This is a genomic window from Staphylococcus equorum, from assembly GCF_001747895.1.
Lineage (GTDB): Bacteria > Bacillota > Bacilli > Staphylococcales > Staphylococcaceae > Staphylococcus > Staphylococcus equorum_A.
The window spans coordinates 226205-248935 of record NZ_LNNB01000019.1 but is presented as its reverse complement, the minus strand read 5'-3'; the positions used below and the strand labels follow the sequence as shown (position 1 = coordinate 248935).

21 protein-coding genes are annotated in these 22731 nt (G+C 31.9%); 5 read left to right on the top strand and 16 right to left on the bottom strand.

Annotation, left to right across the window (positions count from 1 at the left end; translation table 11 throughout):
- Positions 1 to 384 precede the first annotated feature (384 nt).
- The 6 genes from AST02_RS09890 to AST02_RS09865 all read right to left on the bottom strand — a co-directional run bounded on the left by AST02_RS09890 (position 385) and on the right by AST02_RS09865 (position 6692).
- Positions 385 to 1449, bottom strand: coding sequence for an Mrp/NBP35 family ATP-binding protein (locus AST02_RS09890; protein ID WP_069817653.1), 1065 nt, complete (start codon positions 1447 to 1449; stop codon positions 385 to 387).
- A 339-nt stretch (positions 1450 to 1788) separates the two neighbouring features.
- Entirely contained in the window at positions 1789 to 2241 is a 453-nt protein-coding gene (locus tag AST02_RS09885; protein WP_046465793.1) for a SepA family multidrug efflux transporter, read from the bottom strand.
- 237 nt (positions 2242 to 2478) lie between these two features.
- The gene (gene sdrM / locus AST02_RS09880) at positions 2479 to 3807 is read right to left on the bottom strand and encodes a multidrug efflux MFS transporter SdrM (RefSeq protein ID WP_069817652.1); all 1329 of its coding nucleotides are present in this window, start codon (positions 3805 to 3807) and stop codon (positions 2479 to 2481) included.
- A 376-nt stretch (positions 3808 to 4183) separates the two neighbouring features.
- Complete coding sequence (gene trhA, locus AST02_RS09875) at positions 4184 to 4867, bottom strand: PAQR family membrane homeostasis protein TrhA (RefSeq protein WP_069817651.1); 684 nt, start codon at positions 4865 to 4867, stop codon at positions 4184 to 4186.
- 19 nt (positions 4868 to 4886) lie between these two features.
- Positions 4887 to 6074, bottom strand: a complete 1188-nt coding sequence (locus tag AST02_RS09870) for a UTP--glucose-1-phosphate uridylyltransferase (protein WP_046465796.1) — start codon at positions 6072 to 6074, stop codon at positions 4887 to 4889.
- 114 nt (positions 6075 to 6188) lie between these two features.
- On the bottom strand, positions 6189 to 6692 hold the full coding sequence (locus AST02_RS09865) for a metal-dependent hydrolase (protein ID WP_046465797.1): 504 nt from the start codon (positions 6690 to 6692) through the stop codon (positions 6189 to 6191).
- Positions 6693 to 6869: 177 nt separating this feature from the next.
- Here AST02_RS09865 and AST02_RS09860 point away from each other — a divergent pair, with 177 nt between their 5' ends.
- Complete coding sequence (locus AST02_RS09860; RefSeq protein WP_002507009.1) at positions 6870 to 7130, top strand: SunI/YnzG family protein; 261 nt, start codon at positions 6870 to 6872, stop codon at positions 7128 to 7130.
- A 170-nt stretch (positions 7131 to 7300) separates the two neighbouring features.
- On the top strand, positions 7301 to 7615 hold the full coding sequence (locus tag AST02_RS09855; RefSeq protein WP_046465798.1) for a heme oxygenase: 315 nt from the start codon (positions 7301 to 7303) through the stop codon (positions 7613 to 7615).
- A gap of 143 nt (positions 7616 to 7758) precedes the next feature.
- On the opposite strand, the gene AST02_RS09850 is transcribed toward AST02_RS09855, so the two are convergent.
- Positions 7759 to 9132, bottom strand: coding sequence for a YjiH family protein (locus AST02_RS09850; RefSeq protein ID WP_046465799.1), 1374 nt, complete (start codon positions 9130 to 9132; stop codon positions 7759 to 7761).
- Between the two features lie 355 nt (positions 9133 to 9487).
- On the opposite strand from AST02_RS09850, the gene AST02_RS14395 reads away from it, so the two are divergent.
- Positions 9488 to 9640, top strand: a complete 153-nt coding sequence (locus tag AST02_RS14395; RefSeq protein WP_155398018.1) for a hypothetical protein — start codon at positions 9488 to 9490, stop codon at positions 9638 to 9640.
- On the opposite strand, the gene AST02_RS09845 is transcribed toward AST02_RS14395, so the two are convergent.
- Both AST02_RS09845 and AST02_RS09840 read right to left on the bottom strand, forming a co-directional pair.
- Positions 9619 to 10680 carry an alanine racemase gene (locus tag AST02_RS09845; RefSeq protein WP_069817650.1) on the bottom strand — a complete coding sequence of 354 codons (1062 nt, stop codon included), beginning with the start codon at positions 10678 to 10680 and terminating at the stop codon, positions 9619 to 9621. The genes AST02_RS14395 and AST02_RS09845 overlap by 22 nt on opposite strands.
- 2 nt (positions 10681 to 10682) lie before the next feature.
- Complete coding sequence (locus AST02_RS09840) at positions 10683 to 12440, bottom strand: IucA/IucC family protein (protein ID WP_069817649.1); 1758 nt, start codon at positions 12438 to 12440, stop codon at positions 10683 to 10685.
- 441 nt (positions 12441 to 12881) lie between these two features.
- On the opposite strand from AST02_RS09840, the gene AST02_RS09835 reads away from it, so the two are divergent.
- A complete protein-coding gene (locus tag AST02_RS09835; protein WP_370736899.1) occupies positions 12882 to 14831 on the top strand; it encodes an IucA/IucC family protein in 1950 nt (649 codons plus the stop codon).
- A 372-nt stretch (positions 14832 to 15203) separates the two neighbouring features.
- On the opposite strand, the gene AST02_RS09830 is transcribed toward AST02_RS09835, so the two are convergent.
- From AST02_RS09830 to AST02_RS09805, 6 genes are all read right to left on the bottom strand, one after another.
- A complete protein-coding gene (locus AST02_RS09830) occupies positions 15204 to 15707 on the bottom strand; it encodes an Asp23/Gls24 family envelope stress response protein (protein ID WP_069817647.1) in 504 nt (167 codons plus the stop codon).
- A gap of 68 nt (positions 15708 to 15775) precedes the next feature.
- Positions 15776 to 16015, bottom strand: coding sequence for a DUF2273 domain-containing protein (locus AST02_RS09825; protein ID WP_002506999.1), 240 nt, complete (start codon positions 16013 to 16015; stop codon positions 15776 to 15778).
- A gap of 12 nt (positions 16016 to 16027) precedes the next feature.
- A complete protein-coding gene (gene amaP, locus AST02_RS09820; RefSeq protein WP_046465804.1) occupies positions 16028 to 16564 on the bottom strand; it encodes an alkaline shock response membrane anchor protein AmaP in 537 nt (178 codons plus the stop codon).
- Positions 16565 to 16690: 126 nt separating this feature from the next.
- Entirely contained in the window at positions 16691 to 18319 is a 1629-nt protein-coding gene (locus AST02_RS09815; RefSeq protein ID WP_069817646.1) for a BCCT family transporter, read from the bottom strand.
- Between the two features lie 262 nt (positions 18320 to 18581).
- Entirely contained in the window at positions 18582 to 19601 is a 1020-nt protein-coding gene (locus AST02_RS09810) for a zinc-binding alcohol dehydrogenase family protein (RefSeq protein ID WP_046465806.1), read from the bottom strand.
- Between the two features lie 21 nt (positions 19602 to 19622).
- Positions 19623 to 20630, bottom strand: coding sequence for an NADP-dependent oxidoreductase (locus AST02_RS09805; RefSeq protein ID WP_046465807.1), 1008 nt, complete (start codon positions 20628 to 20630; stop codon positions 19623 to 19625).
- A gap of 147 nt (positions 20631 to 20777) precedes the next feature.
- On the opposite strand from AST02_RS09805, the gene AST02_RS09800 reads away from it, so the two are divergent.
- Positions 20778 to 21776 carry an LLM class flavin-dependent oxidoreductase gene (locus tag AST02_RS09800; protein ID WP_046465808.1) on the top strand — a complete coding sequence of 333 codons (999 nt, stop codon included), beginning with the start codon at positions 20778 to 20780 and terminating at the stop codon, positions 21774 to 21776.
- Between the two features lie 67 nt (positions 21777 to 21843).
- Here AST02_RS09800 and AST02_RS09795 read toward each other — a convergent pair whose 3' ends face one another.
- Positions 21844 to 22722 (bottom strand): alpha/beta hydrolase, encoded by an 879-nt coding sequence (locus AST02_RS09795; RefSeq protein ID WP_069817645.1) that lies wholly within the window; start codon positions 22720 to 22722, stop codon positions 21844 to 21846.
- Positions 22723 to 22731: the final 9 nt, after the last annotated feature.

Here is a 22731-nt window from a genome sequence, read left to right as displayed (position 1 = left end):
TTCAGTTTTCAATGTTCATTTGGATAATTGCTTTATTACTATACCATTTCAATTGACGTTGTGTCAATAAAAAATTAATATTCTTTAACAATCATTTAACATTACTTTAATAATATTAAAGTATTTCTTATAAAGTTTCAAGTATATTTTTTACACTTTTTCGAAATTGAATTAAATAATGTTTTTGTCGTTTTTGACGACTTTTATATAATATCAATTCCACAAGAGAAAGTCAATACTTTATTTTGTTTATTGTGATTTGTTACGTTTACACTGTATCGTGCGTTCGTTGGTCACAAGAAATAATTCTACCACCATTCAAAAAAATTGCAAGAGAAAAGTGGATAAAAATTAAATTAATTTCTACCCACTCCTTAAATGCTACTATTTTCTAGTCTTTTCAATGATTTGTTGCGCCATTGATTGGTATATTTCTCCTAATCTATCCTCTGGTTGATAAATAGAAGGAGCGAAATCTTTTGGATTCCATGATGGTTGCTCTAATGGTAGGTGACCTAATAAGTCTGTTTGTAATTCTTCAGCAAGCTTTTCACCGCCACCTGTTCCAAATACATATTCTTTATTTCCAGTTTCTTTACTTTGGAAGTAAGACATGTTTTCTATTACACCTAAAATCGTGTGTTCAGTGTGTTTTGCCATTGCTCCAGCTCTCGCTGCAACAAATGCTGCAGTAGGATGAGGCGTTGTTACGATAATTTCTTTACTTGATGGCAACATCGTATGTACATCTAAAGCAATGTCCCCAGTACCTGGTGGTAAATCTAAAATCAAGTAGTCTAAATCTCCCCATCGTACTTCAACAAAGAAATTCGTAAGCATTTTCCCTAACATTGGACCTCTCCATATAACTGGTGCATTCTCTTCAACAAAGAAAGCCATTGAAATGACTTTCACACCATGACGTTCAACTGGTATTATTTCTTTACCTTGTACGCCTGGTTTTTCATCAATTCCCATCATGTCCGGAACGCTAAAGCCATAAATATCAGCATCAACTAGACCAACTTTTTTACCTTCTCTAGCTAATGATACTGCTAAATTGACTGCTACTGTGGATTTTCCAACGCCACCTTTACCAGAAGCGATGGCTATAAACTCTACAGGATTGTCTTTAGATAATAAGCCTTCTATTGTTTGTTGTTCGTCATCGCTCGTACCTCTATATTGTTCTACTATATCAGAAGGTAATTCTTCAAATCTAATGCCAACTGTATTAGCCCCATTTTCTTTTAACACTTCAACTACGGCCATCTGTAAATCTAATTGAGGTTGTCCCCCTAATTGAGCCATAGCTATTTTGACACTTACATGCTCTATTTCTTCTTTAATAGTAACCTCTACTATTCCATCGGTTTCTTTTAAAGGTACATTTATTATTGGATCTTTTAATTCTCCAACAAGTTCTTTAACTTGCTCAGTCGTTAACACAATGCGTCCCCCTCTTTATAAAATAATCATTATTTATATTCTAACAAACAAAACTTAAGTTTGCTTTAAATAGTTTATATTCAGTATAAATATAATCAGCTTATTAAAAAAGAAGTTAGCTCACTTCACTCTCTATTAAAGAATAAATAAACTAACTTCTTATAGTAATTGCTATTTCATTGATATTATTCTTGCCTTCTTAAATGGTTACTTTAATTATCAGTGATAAGGTTACAATATTACAGTTTCTACTATATATATTAACACTATGTTCAATCTTTATGATCACTACAGTCTAAGTACTTCAATTAACCGAATTGATTTCTAACAGTACCTTGCTTATTTTCCATTTAAGTTTTCACTATCTGGATAAAATATTTCCTTACATATAAATAAGAGTCCAATGATAAATACAATCACCCAAAAATCAATATTTATATAGGCATAATGGATATGCACTATGAAGTAAAATAACAAAGTTGTTACTGTGAAAGTAATTAAGTGATAAGTTATGCCTTTAAAATATGGGTTGTCTGGTATTTTTTTTCTAAAGTAATCCATTAAATTCTCTATTATAAACAAATTAAAATAACCTAATACAATATAACTGCCATAATAAATTAAGTTATCGTAAAAGTTTTTATTATATCCAAAATACGCAAGGTGGAAATAAATAAGGATTCTACTCAAGCCATATAATCCAAATCCTAAAAATGTTAAAAATATAGCCCCAGAAATAATAAATACCGAAAGTACAATAAGCGTTGTAAATAAATATTTTATATATTTCATTGCTTACTGTCCTCCCTTTTTACTCTATTTCGATATTCCGCTTAATAATCACCTAACTTTTATTGCAATCTCGCTAGTTTTTTATTATTAAAACTATAATCGCATAAACTATATTACCATTATAACAACTCACTACCAAATACAAATTAACACTAAGCTCTACTATTCAAATTATAACGTTTATTAATGAAGTACATCATGTTTTAATTATATAGATATAGCTTACTAATGCTATTCTTATTTCTGTTCTCTATAAATTACAGCCCATAAAACCGTTAGTATAATCAATATAACTAAACTAAGTAAGATAACATTGTGTATTTGTAGACTGATAAAAGTAAATGATAGAGCATAAACGTAACCCATCACAGTAGAACCTATTGAGTTACCTAAACTCTTGGTTAATGTATAGAGTGACATCATCCGCTTCATATTATCTAATGAAGTCTCTTCTTGAGTTATAACACTATCTTTTGTATAAACTGTGCCAAAGCTAACTCCTGCAAGTAATAAACTAAATGCTATAAATAATGGCGATTCGGTGCCTATAAATACTAAAATGCCACATAGCATTAATAATGTGAATGCAAAAATATATAATCCTTTTCTACTCATTCTAACCTCTAATTTATCTAATGAAAAATTAAGCGCTAACCAAGCGAATGAAATTGGAAATATTACAAAGCCACTTTGTAATGGTGAGAGGCCCATTTCCTCTTGTAAATAAATAGGCATATATAAGTTGTAACCCATCAGAATAATTGCATAAGCAAAATCGGTGAAGAATATTAAAATAATCGTCTTATTAAATTCTGCAACTGGTACAAATGGTGTTTTTACGTTTTTTTCATTTTTGTAAAGAACTACTGCCATTATACAAGCTAAGATAAGTGAAATTATGTTTAAATATAAATTCGCTTTATTCATAACTGTAAACATTAAAAAGAAGATTAATACATAGAAGTACATTAAGCCCTTCACGTCTAATTTGTTCGTTGCAGTTGTATTTTCATTTTCAAAATGGAATGTGATTATCACCAATACCATAGCAGCGATTGCAATCGGAATATTCACGAAGAACAACCAGTGCCACGTTGCAAATTCTAAAATAGTTCCTCCTAAAACTGGACCAATAATGCTAGAAATCCCCCATACACTACCAACAATTCCCATAATTTTATAACGTAATGGGATTTCAAAGGCAAGTTTAGGTACGATTTGACTCAATGCCATCATTACACCGGCGCCTAAACCTTGTATGAAACGGGACATGATAAGTATGCTGAAGGTACCACTTAGCCCGGATAAGAAACTACCTATAGTAAAAAGCAATAATCCTAAAAGCGTGATATAAATAATTTTCGTTCTATCTAATAGTTCTCCCACAATCGGATTAGCTATGACAATTGCAATAAAATAAACTGCAAAAATCAATGAAATGGATGAAGTAACGTTTAAGTCATCTCTTATAGTAGGTATTGCTAAAGAAACTATGGATGTTTCTATGGCCGACATAAACATAATTAATATTAATGCAACTACGATACCTAAAGACTTAACATTCATAATTTACCTCCTTGCATAACAAATTAAAATGCTTTCAAGTATAATCAAATCAATATGTTGTAATCAGTTTCAAATCTACTTCGTTAAATTAAAACTATTGCTTTATGATAATTTGTTTAAAAAAAGAGCGGGATAGAAATCAAAATTTAAAATTTGATTTCATATTCCCGCCCCCACAAAGCCTACTAAAAAATAATACAAGCACTGAAGTTCTTGCATAAGGACTACTCGTCTTCACAAATGAAGTAGTAGTTCTTTAAAAACTAGTTATAAGTTCATTTAGATATCAGACAGCTAGCGCCAATATAACAAATGCGTCTAAAACCTGTCTTGATGTTCTAGATACTATTAAATCGCAATGCATTTTTCTTAAAAATTACATAAAATATAAAATAGCTATAAAATGAAATACGGATGCAATCACTATAAAGAAGTGCCAAATCATATGAAAGTATGGACGATTTTTTTGTGCATAGAACCATGCTCCGACCGTATAAGCAATCCCACCGAATAGAATAAATAGCATAAATGTTACCGATGAATCGAAGATAATTGTCGGTAAAAATAAAACGCCAATCCACCCCATAACTAAATACATTGTTAAGCTTAATTTATGACTAACATTTTTAGCTAATGATTTGTATAGAATGCCCCAGAGTGTAATACCCCAAAGCACTGCCATTGCAGTCCATCCTAGCCAGCCACCGATTAACACTAAACATATTGGCGTATATGTTCCGGCAATTGCGATATATATCATACTGTGATCGATAATTCTGAGTATATATTTATGTGAAGAATTATTAGGCATCGCATGATAAACCGTTGAAGATATAAACATTAGAAAAATACTGATCACGTATAGTGAAACACTAAACGAACCTAATATGCCATGATCCATAAAACTTTGTATTGCTGCATACGGCAATACGCATAAAGCAATGAATGCAGCTACCCCATGTGAAACTGCATTTCCAATTTCCTCACCAAATGTTAAAGGTACAATATTTTTAAATGTTTTAGCCACTTTGCTATTATCTACATCTACTGTATGAGACATAAGTGTAACCACCCTTTTATTAAATCAAATTCATACGTTTCAAATCAGCTGTAGCTGTTTCAACACTATCTTTACCTTCTTTATTTTTTAAAGGAGAAAATTCTTCTTCTCTCGGTACTTGTAATGTAATAAAGCTATTAGCATATTGGAAAATATCAAAATAGAATAATTCAAACTTAAGAGTTGGTTGCTCAATTACGCCAAAATCATCATCTAGCTGTTTTAATTTTTTAATCGCTAAATGATATGGCAATGCATGATCAACCACATTGTTAATAAATAAAAGTTTAAATGTATGTATTCCTATATTAGCGTTATTAAATTCATTAGCAACTTCAGAGTCTAATTCTGAATATTCAAGTACAGTATCTTTTTGATTAGCTGTAACTAATCTGCCAACACTTTCACCCTCTTTAGGTTGAATTGACTTTGTAGTGATATCCATACTTTTTTGGAATGTATAACCTGCAAATAATGGGTCCAATACTTTCACAAGAACGTTATCAATATTATTCAAGAAAATATATTCCACACCATTGTCTGTCATTTCATCTAAATAGCCTGAATTTTTGAGTGATTTAAACACGCCACCATTACCGTTAGGCGTTTCTAGGATGTTACCATCTACGTCTAAAACTAACTTGCCTTCTTCAGATAAGGCAACAATGTTTTCTTGCTTGAAAAAGTGCACATGTGATTTATCATATCCAAAATAATCTTTAGCTTCGAAAAATAGTTGTGTTTCTTTGTCATTTACTTTGCTAGTCATGATATACCAATCGACAGCTACACCTGTTTGCTCTTTTAATGCTATTAATTGCTGTGCTTGAATTTCAAATAAGCTAACGCCTTCAATTTCAAACGAACCTTTAGGTCCTTTATAACCTAAACGCGTCCCTTGCCCACCTGCCATTAATAACACTGCAAATTTGCCTTTTTGAATTGCGTCTAAACCAACTTCTTCATATTTTTTGATTTCTTCTTCTGTAAAATCATTTTTAACTTCATATTTCACTTCATTAATAGAAGAAACATCATCGATTACTTTTTTATTTACATACAAATCTTCATATAAATCTTGAATATCAGATAAGTTTAAAGAGTCTACTTTATTAGCTAATTGTTCTTTTTCATTTGTACTCATTAGTTTTTCAAATTCAATTAAATGGTCTTGATTAAACTTTTCTAAACCTTTCTTATCTAGCATGTTCTCTCTCCTTAATATTCAAATATTAGATAAAAATAATATCTTATTACTGACTTGAATATATAATTTCACTATTTGTACTTTATATTATTATGATTATATGCACAACCTTAATCATAACCATTTAAAAAACAGTTGATTAATAAACGGTTGGAAAAACACATAAGTTGCGCCTATAGTTAGCGCACTCGCAAGTGATAAATCAACGAGCCCACCTGTTTTAAAAACCAAAGGGAATTTCACACTGATTGGGATAGGATATAAAAATTTAACTCCCCTAGGTGTTAACATATCTAGTATAACATGAGATAGCAATCCGAATATAATGGTAATTAAATAATAAATTGGTGTTTGAATAGCATATAATAGACAAATTATAATTGAAATAAATAATAGTGAGTGTGTAAATGTCCTGTGACCAAATAACATTCTAATAAAAAAGCTCAAAACTTTTAATCGTCTACCAATTTTACTCTGTGCATGACAAATATCAGGTAATAAACTTGATATAACTGCAAGCGTTATAACCGTAATTGATGTAAACAAATCTGTATGGAAATATTCTATAGTTAATGCGCCTACTAATAAACCGCATGATGCGTGGGTTTTACCTGTCATTTTCACTTCTCCTTATCGCAATATATTTTATCATATCTTTTATATCAATGCGAACATACTTTCGTAAAAAAGCATTGAGTATAACATATTTAAAAAAAGTATCACACAATTACTTGAAAACGGTTGCATGTCGTTGTATGATGTAGCTATAAATTAATTAAAGGATGTGTTCTAGATATGGCAATGACAGTTAAAAAAGATAACAATGAAGTAAGAATTCAATGGAGAGTTGCAGATATTAAGATTCCAACAAGTGATATTAAGAACATTTCACAAGATCAAAATATCCATGAAATTCCAAAATTAGATAGAAATAAAGTTTCGAGAATTGGTTCTACTTTCGGAAAAACGAACCGTGTTATCATCGACACTAATGACCATGAATACATTATTTATACGCAAAATGATCAAAAAGTATATAATGAAGTAACAAAATAGTATTAAACAATTAACAACAAAAAGACGAAATTCTAATCCCACGTTAGAATTTCGTCTTTTTTATATTAATTACGTCTTAAACCTATTTAACATAAATAAGGGCTATCAATTAACCTCTAATTCACAATGATGATATACTATAGCTAAATCTTAGAAAGCGGGTGCATATCATGTACGTTGTTACGAATAGAATTGATGTAAAAAAAGGGTTTGCAGAGAAAATGGCGCCTAATTTTACTAAAAAGGGCAAAATTAATGAATTAGAAGGCTTTCGTAAAGTTGAAGTTTGGCTCATTGAAGACGAAACAGACCACGATCAGATGTATGTGAATACTTGGTGGGATTCTGAAGATAATTTCAAAGCATGGCTAGAGAGTGATGCTTTTAAAGAAGCACACGCAGGTAAGTCAAAATCTAAAAGTGAAGATTCACCAGTCATAGGAAATAAAGTTGTTAAAGCTAATGTTTTATCAACACTTAATTAACCAAATATGTTTGTAAGTTTAAATACAACAAAACAATCAATATTGCAAAACACCCCAAAAGTCAGATTCTATCTAACTTTTGGGGTGTTTTTATTGTATTCATATTCTATTATTGCTTATTCATATTTCATATTGTTTTTTAACTAATTAAAATATAGATGCGCCATCAACGCTATAATTGGTAATGCAATAATTGTTCTGATTAAGAAAATAACAAACAGTTTAAAGATACTGACTGGAATTTTTGAGCCTAGTATCACCCCACCTACTTCTGATAAGTAGATTAACTGACTAATACTTAATGCACCGATGACGAATAATGTAATATCATTGCCTACACCTTCAATTAATATAGATGGTAAAAACATATCGGCAAAGCCTATTAATATTGTTTCTGATGCTTGTGCAGCTTCAGGAATTTGCAGTAATTCTAAATATGGTACAAACGGTTTACCAATAATTGCGAATATCGGTGTGTAAGTCGCAACGATTGTCGCTAGTGTACCAATACTCATAACAACTGGTAAAATAACAAACCACATATCTACAACTGTTTTAAGTCCAGATTTGAAAAATGATTTGAATCCTGGCGCTTTAATACCTGTTTCAGTCGCCATGTCAAAACCGTGACCTAATGCAGTTTTATTTTCTGGTAATTTTTCAGTTCTCATTTCTTCAGATACTTCTTTTGAATATTCATCTTTGATAGATTTTAATGGCCAAATTCTTGGCAAAATCAATGCACAAACAATACACGAAACAATAACTGAGAAGTAGAAATAGAAGAAATGGTTTTGCATATGTACTGTTTCTGCAATGACGATTGCAAATGTTATAGATACTACACTGAAAGTGGTAGCAATAACTGTCGCTTCACGTCTAGAATAAAAACCACTTTCATATTGCTTACTTGTTATTAATACCCCTACTGTGCCATCTCCGATAAACGATGCTAGGTTATCTACTGTAGAACGTCCTGGTAATGTGAATAAAGGTCTCATAATAGGTCTAAAGATTGGCCCTAAAAATTCTAACAATCCATATTCCATAAGTAATGGTAAAAATAATGCTGCAAATAAGAACACAGCAACTAATGTTGGCAATAGACTTTCAAATACAAGCCCGCCAGTATCTGCAGAATAAATTACTTCAGTACCGACTTTTAAATAAGTCATCCATACAAAAACAACTGCTAATATTCTTAATAACAACCAGACGATTTTCACATTAAATGCATTATATAAAAGTCCTTCTGGTTCTAATTTATTTTTCAATATTGTGGAACATAAAATTGATAATATGCCTGATATTGTGATAATCAAAACAATAATTAATGGCATGGCGTCCCCGAGTACATCTTGCAATAATCCTGCTAAAAACGCGACGGGTAATGTGGTTTGTTTAACACCATCTTCAGTCACAGTAATAGGTACCAAAAACAAGATAATACCAATCAATGACATGACTATGAACTTTAACCTACCTCGCACTAATTGTGATTTACTATATTTATTCATTTCATTCACCCCTTAGGTGTTTATATTTTTATATACACTTAAAAAAGCAACAGCAATAATTATAACCTATTATGTATAAATATGTAAATCAATAAATTTAGGTTTTTATTGTCTTCTTGTATATGTATAAATAAAATAATTGACCCTAATCTTATTTAGGGTCAATTACACTTTATATGAAAACGCTTACTTTTGCAATTTATTTTTGAATTATATTTTTCTTAATAAATTAAAGCGTATCGAATGCCGACAGCAGCAACAATTACATCGACAGTAATATTATAATTTTTGCTAACACATCACTCATGGACAATAGGTGTACACTAATCAAACCTGATATAAGGAGGATATGGATATGGATGTGTTTATGGTCGACTATTTTTTGTGCCCCATGCTACGCAATCAGCTAAAAAAACGCATTCCTCCTACGACTGAAATTGAAGCAGCTGATGAAAATAATAAAATCTTTTTAATGTTTAATGCTTTTTACAATGAATTAAACACTTGATTCTTAATGTTTGTAATTGCTTGCTCAACACCTTCATCATGTATATATGCTTTTGCTAAATTAGGCACATACATACTTTGTGCTAAAGCTTTATAACCTAGACTAAATTGTATTTTGTCTCCTAATTGATAAAAATCCTGATTTAATAAATCAATCATGACATGATCACTTGTAGCGCCTAATATTTTCACTTGATGATGTATAGGCGTAATTGTTTCGACATACGTATCTAAACTACCAATATCAATGATAGCTTGTAAATATTGTTTGCCTGTATCATAGTTTATACGTGGCTTAATCTCTACTATTTCTGCTTCTAAAATAATTGTATCTTGATATAACATTGCAATTGGATGATTTGTTGTGGTCTCAATTCCTCTGAAGAGCGTTTCGCCTATTCTCAGTTCGTTAATTTTACCTAAATCACTATAAGCCATTTGCGTTAACAAACTTGAATTCCCACCTGATATGATTTTAAATCTGATATTGGTCACTTCTTCAATAGAGTTTACAAATTGATTAATCATTTTCACATCTTCATCAGTAGGTGCATTCGACTGAAAACACATAAAGTTGAATGCTAACCCTGCAAGATTAAGATGATGCATCTGAATTATTTCTTTAATATAATCAATTACATCATAAGTTAAGATGCCTTCTCTTGCATCTTTCCAATCCACCATGAGTAAAATTTGGTGCTTCACTTCTTGTTTACCTGCAAGATCATTTAATTGTCGAATCGTCGTTATCTCAGTTTGAATACTTATATTCGTATAACGTACTACATCTTCAAGTCCATATTGATTTGTAGTGCCTATCATTGCAAAAGATATACTTGGATCTTTACTCTTCGTAATATTACCAATTCTGGCGTCTGCAAAGTGTGTAATACCGATGTCTTTTAACACTTCTATAATTTTGCTATCGCCAGCCACACACTTGGTTACAGGTGTAAAACAAATATTATTTTGACTGCACAAGGCATTTAATACATGGGCATTATATTGAATTTTAGATAAATTAATCTGTAATTGTGCCATGTTTACACCTCTTTATATAATGGATTCTTTAATTTTATCGTTACGTACTGTTTCACTTTATTTTCCATTCTCATACGCAACAATGCTTTGACTGAAATCGTAGCTCCAAACAAAACTGCTTTCAACACTTGAGCATGTGCTTTTTGTGGATCTATTGCTTCGTATAATATGTCACCTACTACTTCGAATAACGCCCTCTCGTCTACTTCATCATATTTTGAAAAATGATGAATCAGTTCTGCGATTTGATTTTGAATTACTGAATGTTGAAATTTTTCGATAACCGCTTCAATATTTTCAGCAATGAGGCTTGTATTCGTTATATCAATATGAGGTAATTTATACTTTAAAGTTTCTAAATCTATTCTTGAACCACCTAAATCTCTGATGATAAATTTCATTTGATTATTCGGTCCAAGATTTACAACCGTATTTTGCATATGTGCTTCCAAGGCAATACCATAATCTTGTATATATGCAATTAATGGTTCGATTAAAGTTTTCGCATAACTACACATAAATTGTTTGATGGCGATTGATGTAGGTCCTACTCCCATCCACTCCAAGTAACTGTCTACAATGACTTGGTTATCAACTGGATTTTTATTAACTAAACTAGCTGTCACCAACGTCGTCCCATTATCTGCAATAAAAGGTTTGTGTCTCACTATGCAAGCCAATTGACGTGCAGCTTCGTCATCTATATTTACATGAATACCATAAGGCTCCAAGGCGACTTGTAATTGCGGGTATAGATCTAACATATCTTGTAATTCATAACTGAGTCTAGGCCCATCTACTGTCGTCACAGCAGAAACGGTTCTAATGGCACTTGTAGCTTGAATATTTACTGGTAATTTAATATGGAATGGCTTATTGATTAACGTCATTGTTCTAAATGATAAGGTTGCTTTGGATTCTACTTCAAATGGTGTGGGTAATAATCTTCCTTCTTTTATCCACTTCGCAAATTGACGCACAATCACATTGTCATATTGCCATGGGTGTACGAGTACTACTCTATAATCCTCCAGCTCAAACTGGTATGGTTCTAAAAATGCTTTAAGTTTATAACGATATTCAGGAATAATATGATTCAAAATATATTGTTCATCATCTTCCATTGACGTTGTAATACAATCTGCTTTATGAATAAGCATTACTTTTAATCCAATAATCTTTTCAAACTCTGGCGCATATAATTTCACTTCTTCTTTGGTTAAAGGCAATTTCGTTTTAGACAAGGGATGCGTCGGATGTCCTTCTACAACTATACTCTCCGAATAAGTTAAATCATTAATTTCTTCTGAATCCTCAAAATGTTTTAACCAGGTAAAGAAATTAATAGTTTCAGGCATTCTCGAAAATTTCAGTGTTGCATGAATCAATGCTTGTCTATGAGAAAAATGATCATACGTCCATACAAAGCCATCTCTACTAGAAATCAGTTCTTCTCTCAATCTGTTACTGATTGGTATATCAAATTGGTTGTCCAATACGTCGAGTAATTGTTCTACAGTTTCGATTGTCATTCTAGTGTTACCTTTGATATAACGTATCTTTCCTTTAAATACATATCTTTCCATATCACTTTTACGTACTTTATCCACTTGTAAAAGTTGTCCGTGATATTGTAATTCAATACAATCTTCAAACTCATTAACTATCATTTTATCAGGAAAAATATGTTCCTTAATAATCGCGTTATAAATACGGTACTGTACGTTTTTATCTGCAGTTTGCCGTGTTTGATCCGTCATACAAGATTGCCCCCATTTTTTCTCGGTCTATTTATAATACTGAATCATATTGTATTCACAAATGTATTCAATTCTATTATGCTAATCATATCTAAAAATTCTATTGTAAAGCGCATGATTATTGTACTTAAAGTAATGTACTTCTAATTTTCATTTTAATATTCCCTATTTTCCCTCTATTTTCCAAAATCAACACGGTACTGAAAAATAAATGATACGGTGTTCATTCACTTTGAGATGTTAAAATACATAGAAGAGTGGTAAATATAAATGATGAAACTGTTATCTTTCATATTTCATACAATTTAGCTAAATAATACTATACTAAAACCCGCGCTTAATTTTATAATTGATAACAATTATCAATGTAGCTAATATAGATTATATAAATACCTTATGCTTTTGTAAAATAATTTTAAGAGGTGCCTTATGAATTCAAACATAGACTTTAACAATTCAATTAACAAACTTACTAATGATGAACAATATGCCTTAACCTATTTAGAATCTATCAACGATGAATGGCGTGATGCTTTTGTTAAAACGTTATTAGTCAGTAGAGATAAAATATCCCAGCGACTCATCACTTCTTTACATCGAGAAAACTTAATTAATAGTCGCGATTATAGTCACATTATTGCAACAAAAGATGCACCAGTAAACTTAGCAACTAATCAGGTACAAACATTAAAAATAGCTTTCCCACACACTCAAAAGACTTTATATGCACCTATTACTGGATTACATGCATTCGATAGAATTGATGTTGAAGGACCATTTTATTTTGAAAACAAGGATAATTTTGAAAGGATTTTACATCCTGAAGAGATATTAACTTGTATTTTAACCGAAGCACCAACACTTGATAATGATGCAAGTCATCAATTTAGAGAAGATATAAATAATAGCGTAGCTAATATGGCTATTTCTCTTAGCTTTCAAACAATTACCTTAGCCGATGAAACTTTACCTCTTGGTCAATTAATTATGGAAGCAGAAGATAGTTATTTAAGATCCGAACAAGCAGTCGTTGAAGGACATCCCTTACATCCTGGTGCAAAATTGCGTAAAGGCATGACACCCGAAACTACAATTAATTATTCTTCTGAGTTCAACAATGCTATAGGCTTAAAATTTATCTTAATACATAAAGATATTGCAAAAGTTGAATCATTATCCAAAAATTACAATGAAACTTTATATGGTTTATTCGAAGACTTATATTCTGAAGTTTTAAAAGAGGTTGGTTCTGAGCTTATTGATACATACTATGTCATGGTCGTACATCCATGGCAGTATAATAAAATATTAACCAATCAATATGCCAATGAGCTTAAAGAAAAACGAATCATTCCAATACGCTACCAACTTGATTATCACGCTGGTCTATCGTTTAGAACACTCATGCCAAAACTACCTATAACTTCACCACACATTAAACTATCCACTAATGTGCACATCACAGGTGAAATTAGAACTTTATCAGAACAAACAACAATTAATGGCCCTCAAGTAACACAAATTTTAAATGATATTAAACATAGCGATACCTTATTTCATAATATTGCTGGCGATACGATTGATGAAATTGCTGGCATCCACTTTTTTAAAACAGACGATTCACGTGATATCCAAACTATTAGAAGTGAACAATTAGGTTCGTTATTTAGAACTAATATTTATGATCTTATTGATAATAAAACAACGCCTATGATTCCATCAAGTTTAGTCGCCAACTATGCTTATAATTATGAAACACCGATCAATACACTTATCAAAAAGTATGCACAAACACATGCTTGTGATTCTTATAAAGAAGCATGTATCGCTTGGATGGAACATTATAGCCAAGCACTAATTGATATTACGCTACCTTTATACATTAAATACGGCATCGCTCTCGAGGCACATTTACAAAATACTATCGCTACATTTAATAGTGATGGCTCGTTAAACAAATTATATGTTCGTGATTTTGAAGGCTTACGTATTGATGAAGCTTATTTGAATCACCAGGGATATAACACTCAAAATTTTCATGAGAAATCCTTAATTTTAACGAATCAATCACAAACTGTTTTTAATAAAGTATTTTATTCTAGTATTCAAAACCATCTTGGAGAATTGATCTGTAGTTTAGCAAAATCAAGTGCTATTAATGATTTAGAACAAAGTATCTGGTCAACTGTAAGTGATCTATTGGCTAACAAGTTAAATGTCATTGCTGATACTATGGATGATCCTAAAAGAATTGATGCAATTCGAGCACTATTATTTGCGCCTAAAATTGACTATAAATGTGTAACAACGATGAGGCTAGAAGATGAAGCAGATATTTATACTTATATACAAGTGAATAACCCCTTACATCGGAGTCATGCATCTCATTAAAACAGTATATTAAGGCTTTATTAATAATTAAAACAGGCTGAGACAAAATATATGTCTCACCCTGTAGTCTTCGGCCAGTATTTTTCCCGTAGGAGTCGGACCAAATCACTGCCATTTTTTAAATAATATTATGATTCATTGATTGTATTCTTATAAAGGCCAACACACATAGAAATGAGTATAATTGAATTAGCAAAAAATATTCATTTCATATAAGCTTTAAACAGTGAAATGAATGAACAAAGATAGTCTCAAGAGAATAATATCTATAAACACAAAATAATTACTTTTATAGTAATTGGTTTTTCGACATTTTAAAACCGCTAAAGCAAATTACTTTAGCGGTTTTTATTTAGTTTGGTACTCAATTAATTATTGTAAGCCTTTTTCCTCGTTATTTGAACTTTGGCTTTTTTCATTTTTTTGAGACCATTCTTTTTTAGTCATTACATCTTCAACGCGCATGTTAACTTCAACTACGTCAAGACCAGTAATATATTTAACTTGTTCTTTAACTAAGTCTGTTACTTTACGGAAGATTTTAGGTGCTGATTCACCATATTCTAATATTACTTTCAAATCTACAGCTGCTTGTTTTTCTCCAACCTCAACGCTTACGCCTCTTGAAACGTTCTCGTTGCTTCCGAATGAGTTAGAAATACTATCGACGAATCCGCCTTTCATTTCTAAAATACCACTTACTTCACGCGCTGCGATGCCTGCAATTTTTTCAATTACTTCATCAGAAAATGATAATTTATTTGAAAATTCCGGTTCTTGTTGTTGTTGTTGTTGTTGTTGCTTTTCTACTTCTTGTTCATTAACTCCAGTTTGATTGTTATATGCTTGTTTTGCTTTGTTATTATCTACTGCCATATTAAAATCTCCTTTGTCTTTTCAATTTTTAAAAATTTAGTTTTAAGCCTTTTCAATCTTTGAAAATACTAACTCCATCGATTTAAGAAATTTAAAAAGTCTTGCTTACGGTCTTTAGTATACCCGATTGCAATTCCAATCAAACATAACACTAAGATTAATATTGTACTCCAGAAACCAAGAGTTAAGAATAATATTGCGATAATCAAGAATGCTAAGAATCCAATGATTCTCCATTTAAATACTTTTAAGAAATCAACAACTTCTTGTGTAGAATCTTGTCCATTTTGGTGATTATTATTAGTCATGATAACCCTCCCTTACAACACACGTTTGCCTGAGGTTTTTTGATCTCTAACGTTGACCTCTAGTTTTGATACTGGTAATTCAGTAAAGTGTTCTACGTTCTGCTTAATGTCATTTCTAATTTCTTCCGTTAATGATTTAACTTGAACATCACCTGGCACAAAGAAATCTGCTTTCAAAGCAATATGTGATTTCTTCTTCTTGTTATACAATTTTGCAATCACATTCGGTTGACGAATTTGTTCATATTGTACAAGTGTATCGTATGCTGATTTTTCAACTGCTTTTCTCGATACATAAATATGACCATCATTGAAATCTTTGTAAAGTCCGGGTTTTCTATACGTAGGTTTAAACAAGCTGAATAGTAGTATCAGACCAATTAAAATAAGTAACGCTGCTAAAGTTATTAAGGTCGGTTGAAACCAATTAAATTGTGTTAAGTAATCTTGATACTGAGTAATTCTAGAATCTTTGATATACATAAACAGTAAAACACCAACGATTACTACAATTAAAAGTCCTAATATGAAATTTTTAAGTCGCTTCACCTCGTATGACACCTCCTATGTTTCTAGATTATGTACTTGTCATATAAGACTAATACCCTTTTAAAAAATCTTAGAAACATTTTTATTGTATATTTTAAATAATTTCTATGGCAAAATAAGTTTGCTCTAGCTATTTCTCTTATGATCTTCAGTTGTTTCTATTTCTTTATCGTCTTGTTTTTCTTGATTTTCTTGATTTTCTGAATCCTCTTGATTTGCTTTACGATATTGTAAAAGCTGATTATCCGTGACAAGTAGTTTATTACTAGGTCTCGGCTTTTCTATGGCTAAGGATTTAAAGAGTGACCATATCATTATTATAATGACGATGGAGAATGGTAAGGCTGCAATAATTAACAGGTTTTGAATCGATTGTGTTCCACCTGTGTAAATCATGATCATTGCAAATAGTGCTAAAATAATGCCCCAACTGACTTTGACTAAAGCAGAAGGATTAATACTACCTTTAGAACTCAACATACCTAATACATATGTTGCTGAGTCAGCTGATGTTACAAAGAAAATCATAATAACTATCAGCGTAACAATACTTAATACAAATCCTAATGGGAAATGTTCCAACGTAGCAAAGGTCGCCGTTTCAGTTGCCTCTTTCGCGATATTCGCAATACCGTTTTGTTGTAAGTAAATTGCTGAGGCGCCAAATACTGCAAAAAATATGAAACATACAAGCGCTGGTACAAATAATACACCTAATATAAATTCTTTAATTGTTCTACCACGAGACACACGGGCGATAAAGATTCCAACAAATGGCGCCCATGAAATCCACCAAGCCCAATAGAAGATCGTCCATTGTTGTAGCCACTGGAATTTTTCGCCACCTGATTGTGGTATACGTAAACTCATATTAAAGAAATTAGCAATATAATCACCTAATGAATTGGTAAACGTATTTAATATCGTTAGTGTAGGTCCTACACAGAACAATAAGAGTAATACAATGAATGCTAATGCCATATTAATATTACTTAAGTTCTTAATACCTTTATCAATACCTGACCAAGCTGACCAAGTAAATAATAAGGTTGCTACGATAATGATAATCACTTGAGTCCCAAAATTAGAAGGAATTTCAAATAAGAAGTTCAATCCTTCATTGATTTGTAACGCACCAAAACCAAGTGTTGCAGCAACACCAGTTACAGTAGCGATAATTGCAAGGACATCTATCGCCCCACCGATAGGACCTTTCATCATTTTACTACCTAAAACAGGTATTAACGTAGCGCTGACTAATCCCGGATACCCTTTGTGGAAATTAAAGTACGCAAAAACGAGTCCCACGATACCGTATACAGCCCATGCGTGCACGCCCCAATGAAAGAATGAAAATTGCATCGCATCGTTAATTGCAGTTTGTGTTCCTGCTTTATGTAATGGCGTTAAAGTAAATGCATGACTGATAGGTTCAGAAGTTGTCCAAAAGACTAAACCAATTCCCATGCCTGCACTAAATAACATTGCGAACCATGATTTTAATGAAAATTCAGGGTCTTCGCCTTCTTCACCTAATGTAATAGATGAATATCTTGAAAATAATAGATAAATACATACAATTAATATGACTAATACTAGTAATAAATAATACCACCCAAAATTAACTGCTATAAAATTTGTAATAGTTTGAGTAACTGATTCTAATTGTTTCGGCAATATTGCGCCATAGAGCACAAATAACGTACAAATAGCTAATGCCACCCAAAATACTACCGTCATTTTTTTTAAATGCATAACAAAAATACACACTCCCTTTATTTTATGTAACATACATACCCTATCATACTTAATATAATCCATAATTGTAACCACTTTTAAGGATTATAAAAACTTATTTAAACACTGTAATTCGATTTACTAAAAATTAAATTATAATAAAATAACATATTTAAAAGCCTTCCAAACAATTATTCACCAATAAGGTAATTGTTTGGAAGGCTTATCTAGCGTATTAACTTCATAACACAGTAACATGACAGATTTTAATATTTATAACTTATGATCCTTGATTGAGTTGAATTACTAATTTACCAATCATGTTTTGATTTTCAAGTTGCTTATGTGCATCGAACAGACTATTTGCTGTTAAACCATCTATCACTTTATTTAATGTAGGTTGATATACACCCGCTTCTATTTTTTCAGAAATATCCGTTAAATATTCACGATGTAAAGTCATATCTTCAGTTTCATGTAGTGGTCTTGAATACATATATTCATGTGTAAATGTAATACTTTTGTCTTTTAGTAAATTTAAATCTTGTTTATTTTTAAAAGCGACAATAGTTGCAATGATTCCTCTTGGTTTTACGAGTTCGATCATTTTTTCATAGTATTGGTCTGTATCAAACGTACAGAAAATATAATCAACTTCACTTATTTCATATTTTTCAAACTCTTTAATTAAATCATTTTTATGATTTAACACAATATCCGCGCCCATATCCTTAGACCAATTATACGTTTCTTCTCGTGAAGCGGTTGTGATGACATGGAGTCCATGGTGTTTGGCTATTTGTGTTGCAATACTTCCTACGCCACCTGCACCATTGATAATTAAAATGGACTTACCTTTATTATCTTCTGGATTATGCGAAATTTTAAATACATCAAATAATGTCTCTGATGCAGTTAGCCCTGTTAAAGGTAAACTTGCAGCTTGAGTCGCAGTTATATTCTTAGGTTTTTTAGCAACAAGACGCTCGTCAACAAGTTGGTATTCTTGATTAGAACCTTGATATGCAGGAGATCCAGAATAAAATACTTCGTCGCCAACTTTAAAATGATTAATCTCTTCACCTACTGCTTCTACCACACCAACAGCATCAAAGCCTAGAACTCTTGGCGGCTGGTCAACAGGAGACTGTCTTATTTTCGTATCTACAGGATTAATGCTAATAGCTTGTACACGTACTAAGAGCTCGTATTGCGTTGGTTCCGGTCGTTCAACTTCAAATTCATAGAACTGATTTCCTTCATCTAGATCAAAACGAGTATCTGCACCTATTGCTTTCATATTACATATCTCCTTTAATGTTTAGATATTGTCTGACACCTGTACTACTTGTTTCCCAAAGTTATCGCCTGTAAATAAATTTCTAAATGCTTCTGGTATATTTTCAAATCCGTTCATGACTGACGTTTTTGTTTTTATCTTATCTTCTTGAACCCACTGTGCAAGTTGTTTACTCGCATTTGCAAAATCATCTGCATAATTTGCCACAATAAAGCCTTTCATTAATGCTTGTGATTTTATCAGGATGGGTTGAATACGTGGACCATGTTCAATCGTTGCATCATTGTAACCAGAAATTGCGCCACAAACAGGAATTCGAGCAAATTGATTTAAGTGTTTCATTACTTCATCAGCGATTGATCCACCTACGTTTTCGTAATAGACATCTACACCATTCGGTACTGCTTTAGCAAACTGTTCTGAAAAATCATCTGATTTATAATCCACACTCGCATCAAAACCTAATGTTTCTGTTAAGTATGTTGTTTTTTCAGGGCCACCTGCAATACCTACAACATAAGCACCTTTTAATTTAGCAATTTGTCCTACCACAGACCCAACTGCGCCAGATGCTGCAGATACAACAACTGTTTCGCCTTCTTTCGGTTGGCCAATTTTTAATAGCCCATGATATGCTGTTTGACCCGGCATGCCTAACACACTTAAATATAAATGTAGTGGAACATCTGTATTAGATACCTTGATAACATGCTTTGCTGGGACATTGCTTAGTTTTTGCCAAGGGAATTGTCCAGTAACAATGTCACCTTTTTCAAAACCATCTGCTTCTGATTCAATGACTTTACCAACAACATGGCCTGATAAAGGTTCATCAATTTGGAATGGTTTGATATAAGAATCACTATCATCCATACGTCCGCGCATATATGGATCCACTGATATATATAACGCTTCTACTTGAATTTCATCTTTTTTCGGCACATCTATTTCAACAGTTTCATATTTAAATACCTCATCTGAAGGAATGCCTTCAGGTCTCTTAGCTAATACGATTTGTTCTGTATTCATTATATTGCCTCCATTCACTATTTTCTTTCATTTTATAGTGATACAACGGTGCAATCAATCAAATCGCTTATTCAGCTCTATACGGTCATGTTATGCTTACTTTAAATTCATATACTGACCGATATAAAGTAATAAGGAGATATTTAAGTGAAACTAAGTATTTTAGATTATGTTCCAATTTTTGAAGGCCGCAACGCGACACAAGCTTTAAACCATACTGTTGAATTAGCTCAGTTAGCTGAGTCATTAGGCTTTTATCGCTATTGGGTTGCAGAGCATCATCAAGTGTTCTCTGTAGCCTCTAGTGCGCCTGAAATGGTTATGATGTCACTCTTAGAACAAACATCTTCCATTCATATTGGAAGTGGCGGTATTATGCTGCCTCATTATAGTGCATATAAAATTGCAGAACAATTTAAATTAATGGAAGCACGTCACCCTGGACGCGTCGATTTAGGCACAGGACACTCGCCTAGCTTCAAAAATGTAAATCAGGCTTTAAATGAGTCTAAAACAAAAGATATAAGTTACAAAACACAAATTAATGATTTAATGTATTATTTTAATGATGACAATACTCATAATCATCGTTTTAAAGGCTTACAAGCGACGCCATTAATCGATACGAAGCCAAGTATATATATATTAGGTATGAGTAAACAAAGTGCTGCCATTGCTGCGGAAAAAGGATTACCTTTCGTAGTTGCGCTTATGGGTCAAGCTAACCACAATATTGAAAGTGTTATTAATCATTATCGTGACTTATTTAAACAATTTCATCCTGAAAGCCAATCTTATGTCATTATTTCTACGTTTGTAATTACTGCAGAACAGCAATCACAAATAACGCAATTAGAGCATGCATTTCATTTATGGTTAGTGCGCATTGGCTATTTGGATCAGCCTGAGTTTTATCCTTCAATAGAATTTGCAATGCATCGACAACTCTCAACACGTGAACAAGATAAAAAGAATTTTAACCAAAATAGAGTGATTTCAGGTTTACCTAATGATGTTATGAAAGCACTGAATGATGTTGCTCTAAGATTTAATGCTGATGAAATTATGATTCAACCACACGTTTTTGGTGAAACACAACGGAAAACACTGCTAGAGTTAATTGCCAAGGAAAATATGACAAAATAATAAAAGCAACATATCGCACACATTTAACTGTCGGCTGATATGTTGCTTTTTTGCATGATATTTTAATTTAAAGATCTTTATTCCATAAGAATTCATTTATTTTATCTTGCACTTTTTTATTATTTGCTAGTTTTCCATGCTCTGCATTAGGGCCATGCACTTTAAATTCATCATATGATTTTACGCTGTCACCTAATAAATACTTTAATGACCTTGAAGATACATTAGTCACCCTACCATCTGAATCTGTGCCATCTTCTATGTCTCCATATATATTTAGCACATTTACGTTATCAGGATATTTATGTTTCATTGCTCGTAATTCTTTATAATCATCCATCATTTTATTAGGCTTACCATTTTTATCTAATTCAACATTTAATTTTTTACCATCTACATCTACCTCACCATTAAAGTTTCCAGCTAAATTTACTACTTTATTTAAAGTAGGTAGTTGTTCATCGTCTCCATAATTTAACATATAGTAACTAAATGATTTATTGCTCATAGAATGTGCGACAAAATTAAATTTTTCAAAGTTATATTGATAGTTCGTGGCAATGATGACATTTCTTATCCATTTTGCATTTTTTTCTACATTTTCATTATTATTATCTTCTAACTTAATTTTAATAATTGGATATTTAGATTTACTTGTTAAGTTTCCATCGAATGTCACCTTTCCATCAGATGAAACATATGCTTGAATAACCTCTTTTGATGCACCTGACTTAATAGCTGAATTTACTAGAAAATTCCCTGAATCAGCTGAGCCTTTATATCCATGAAGGTAAAATGTAGGTATCGCTTCCTCGGAATCACTTCTGACAGGATATTCGTTATTTCCATAATATTTAATTACTAAAATAACCACACTTAATAAGGCAACGAGCAAAATGATAAGTAGTACTGTGTAGAAATTACGAGAGTTCTTTTTATCTTCCATGTAATCACG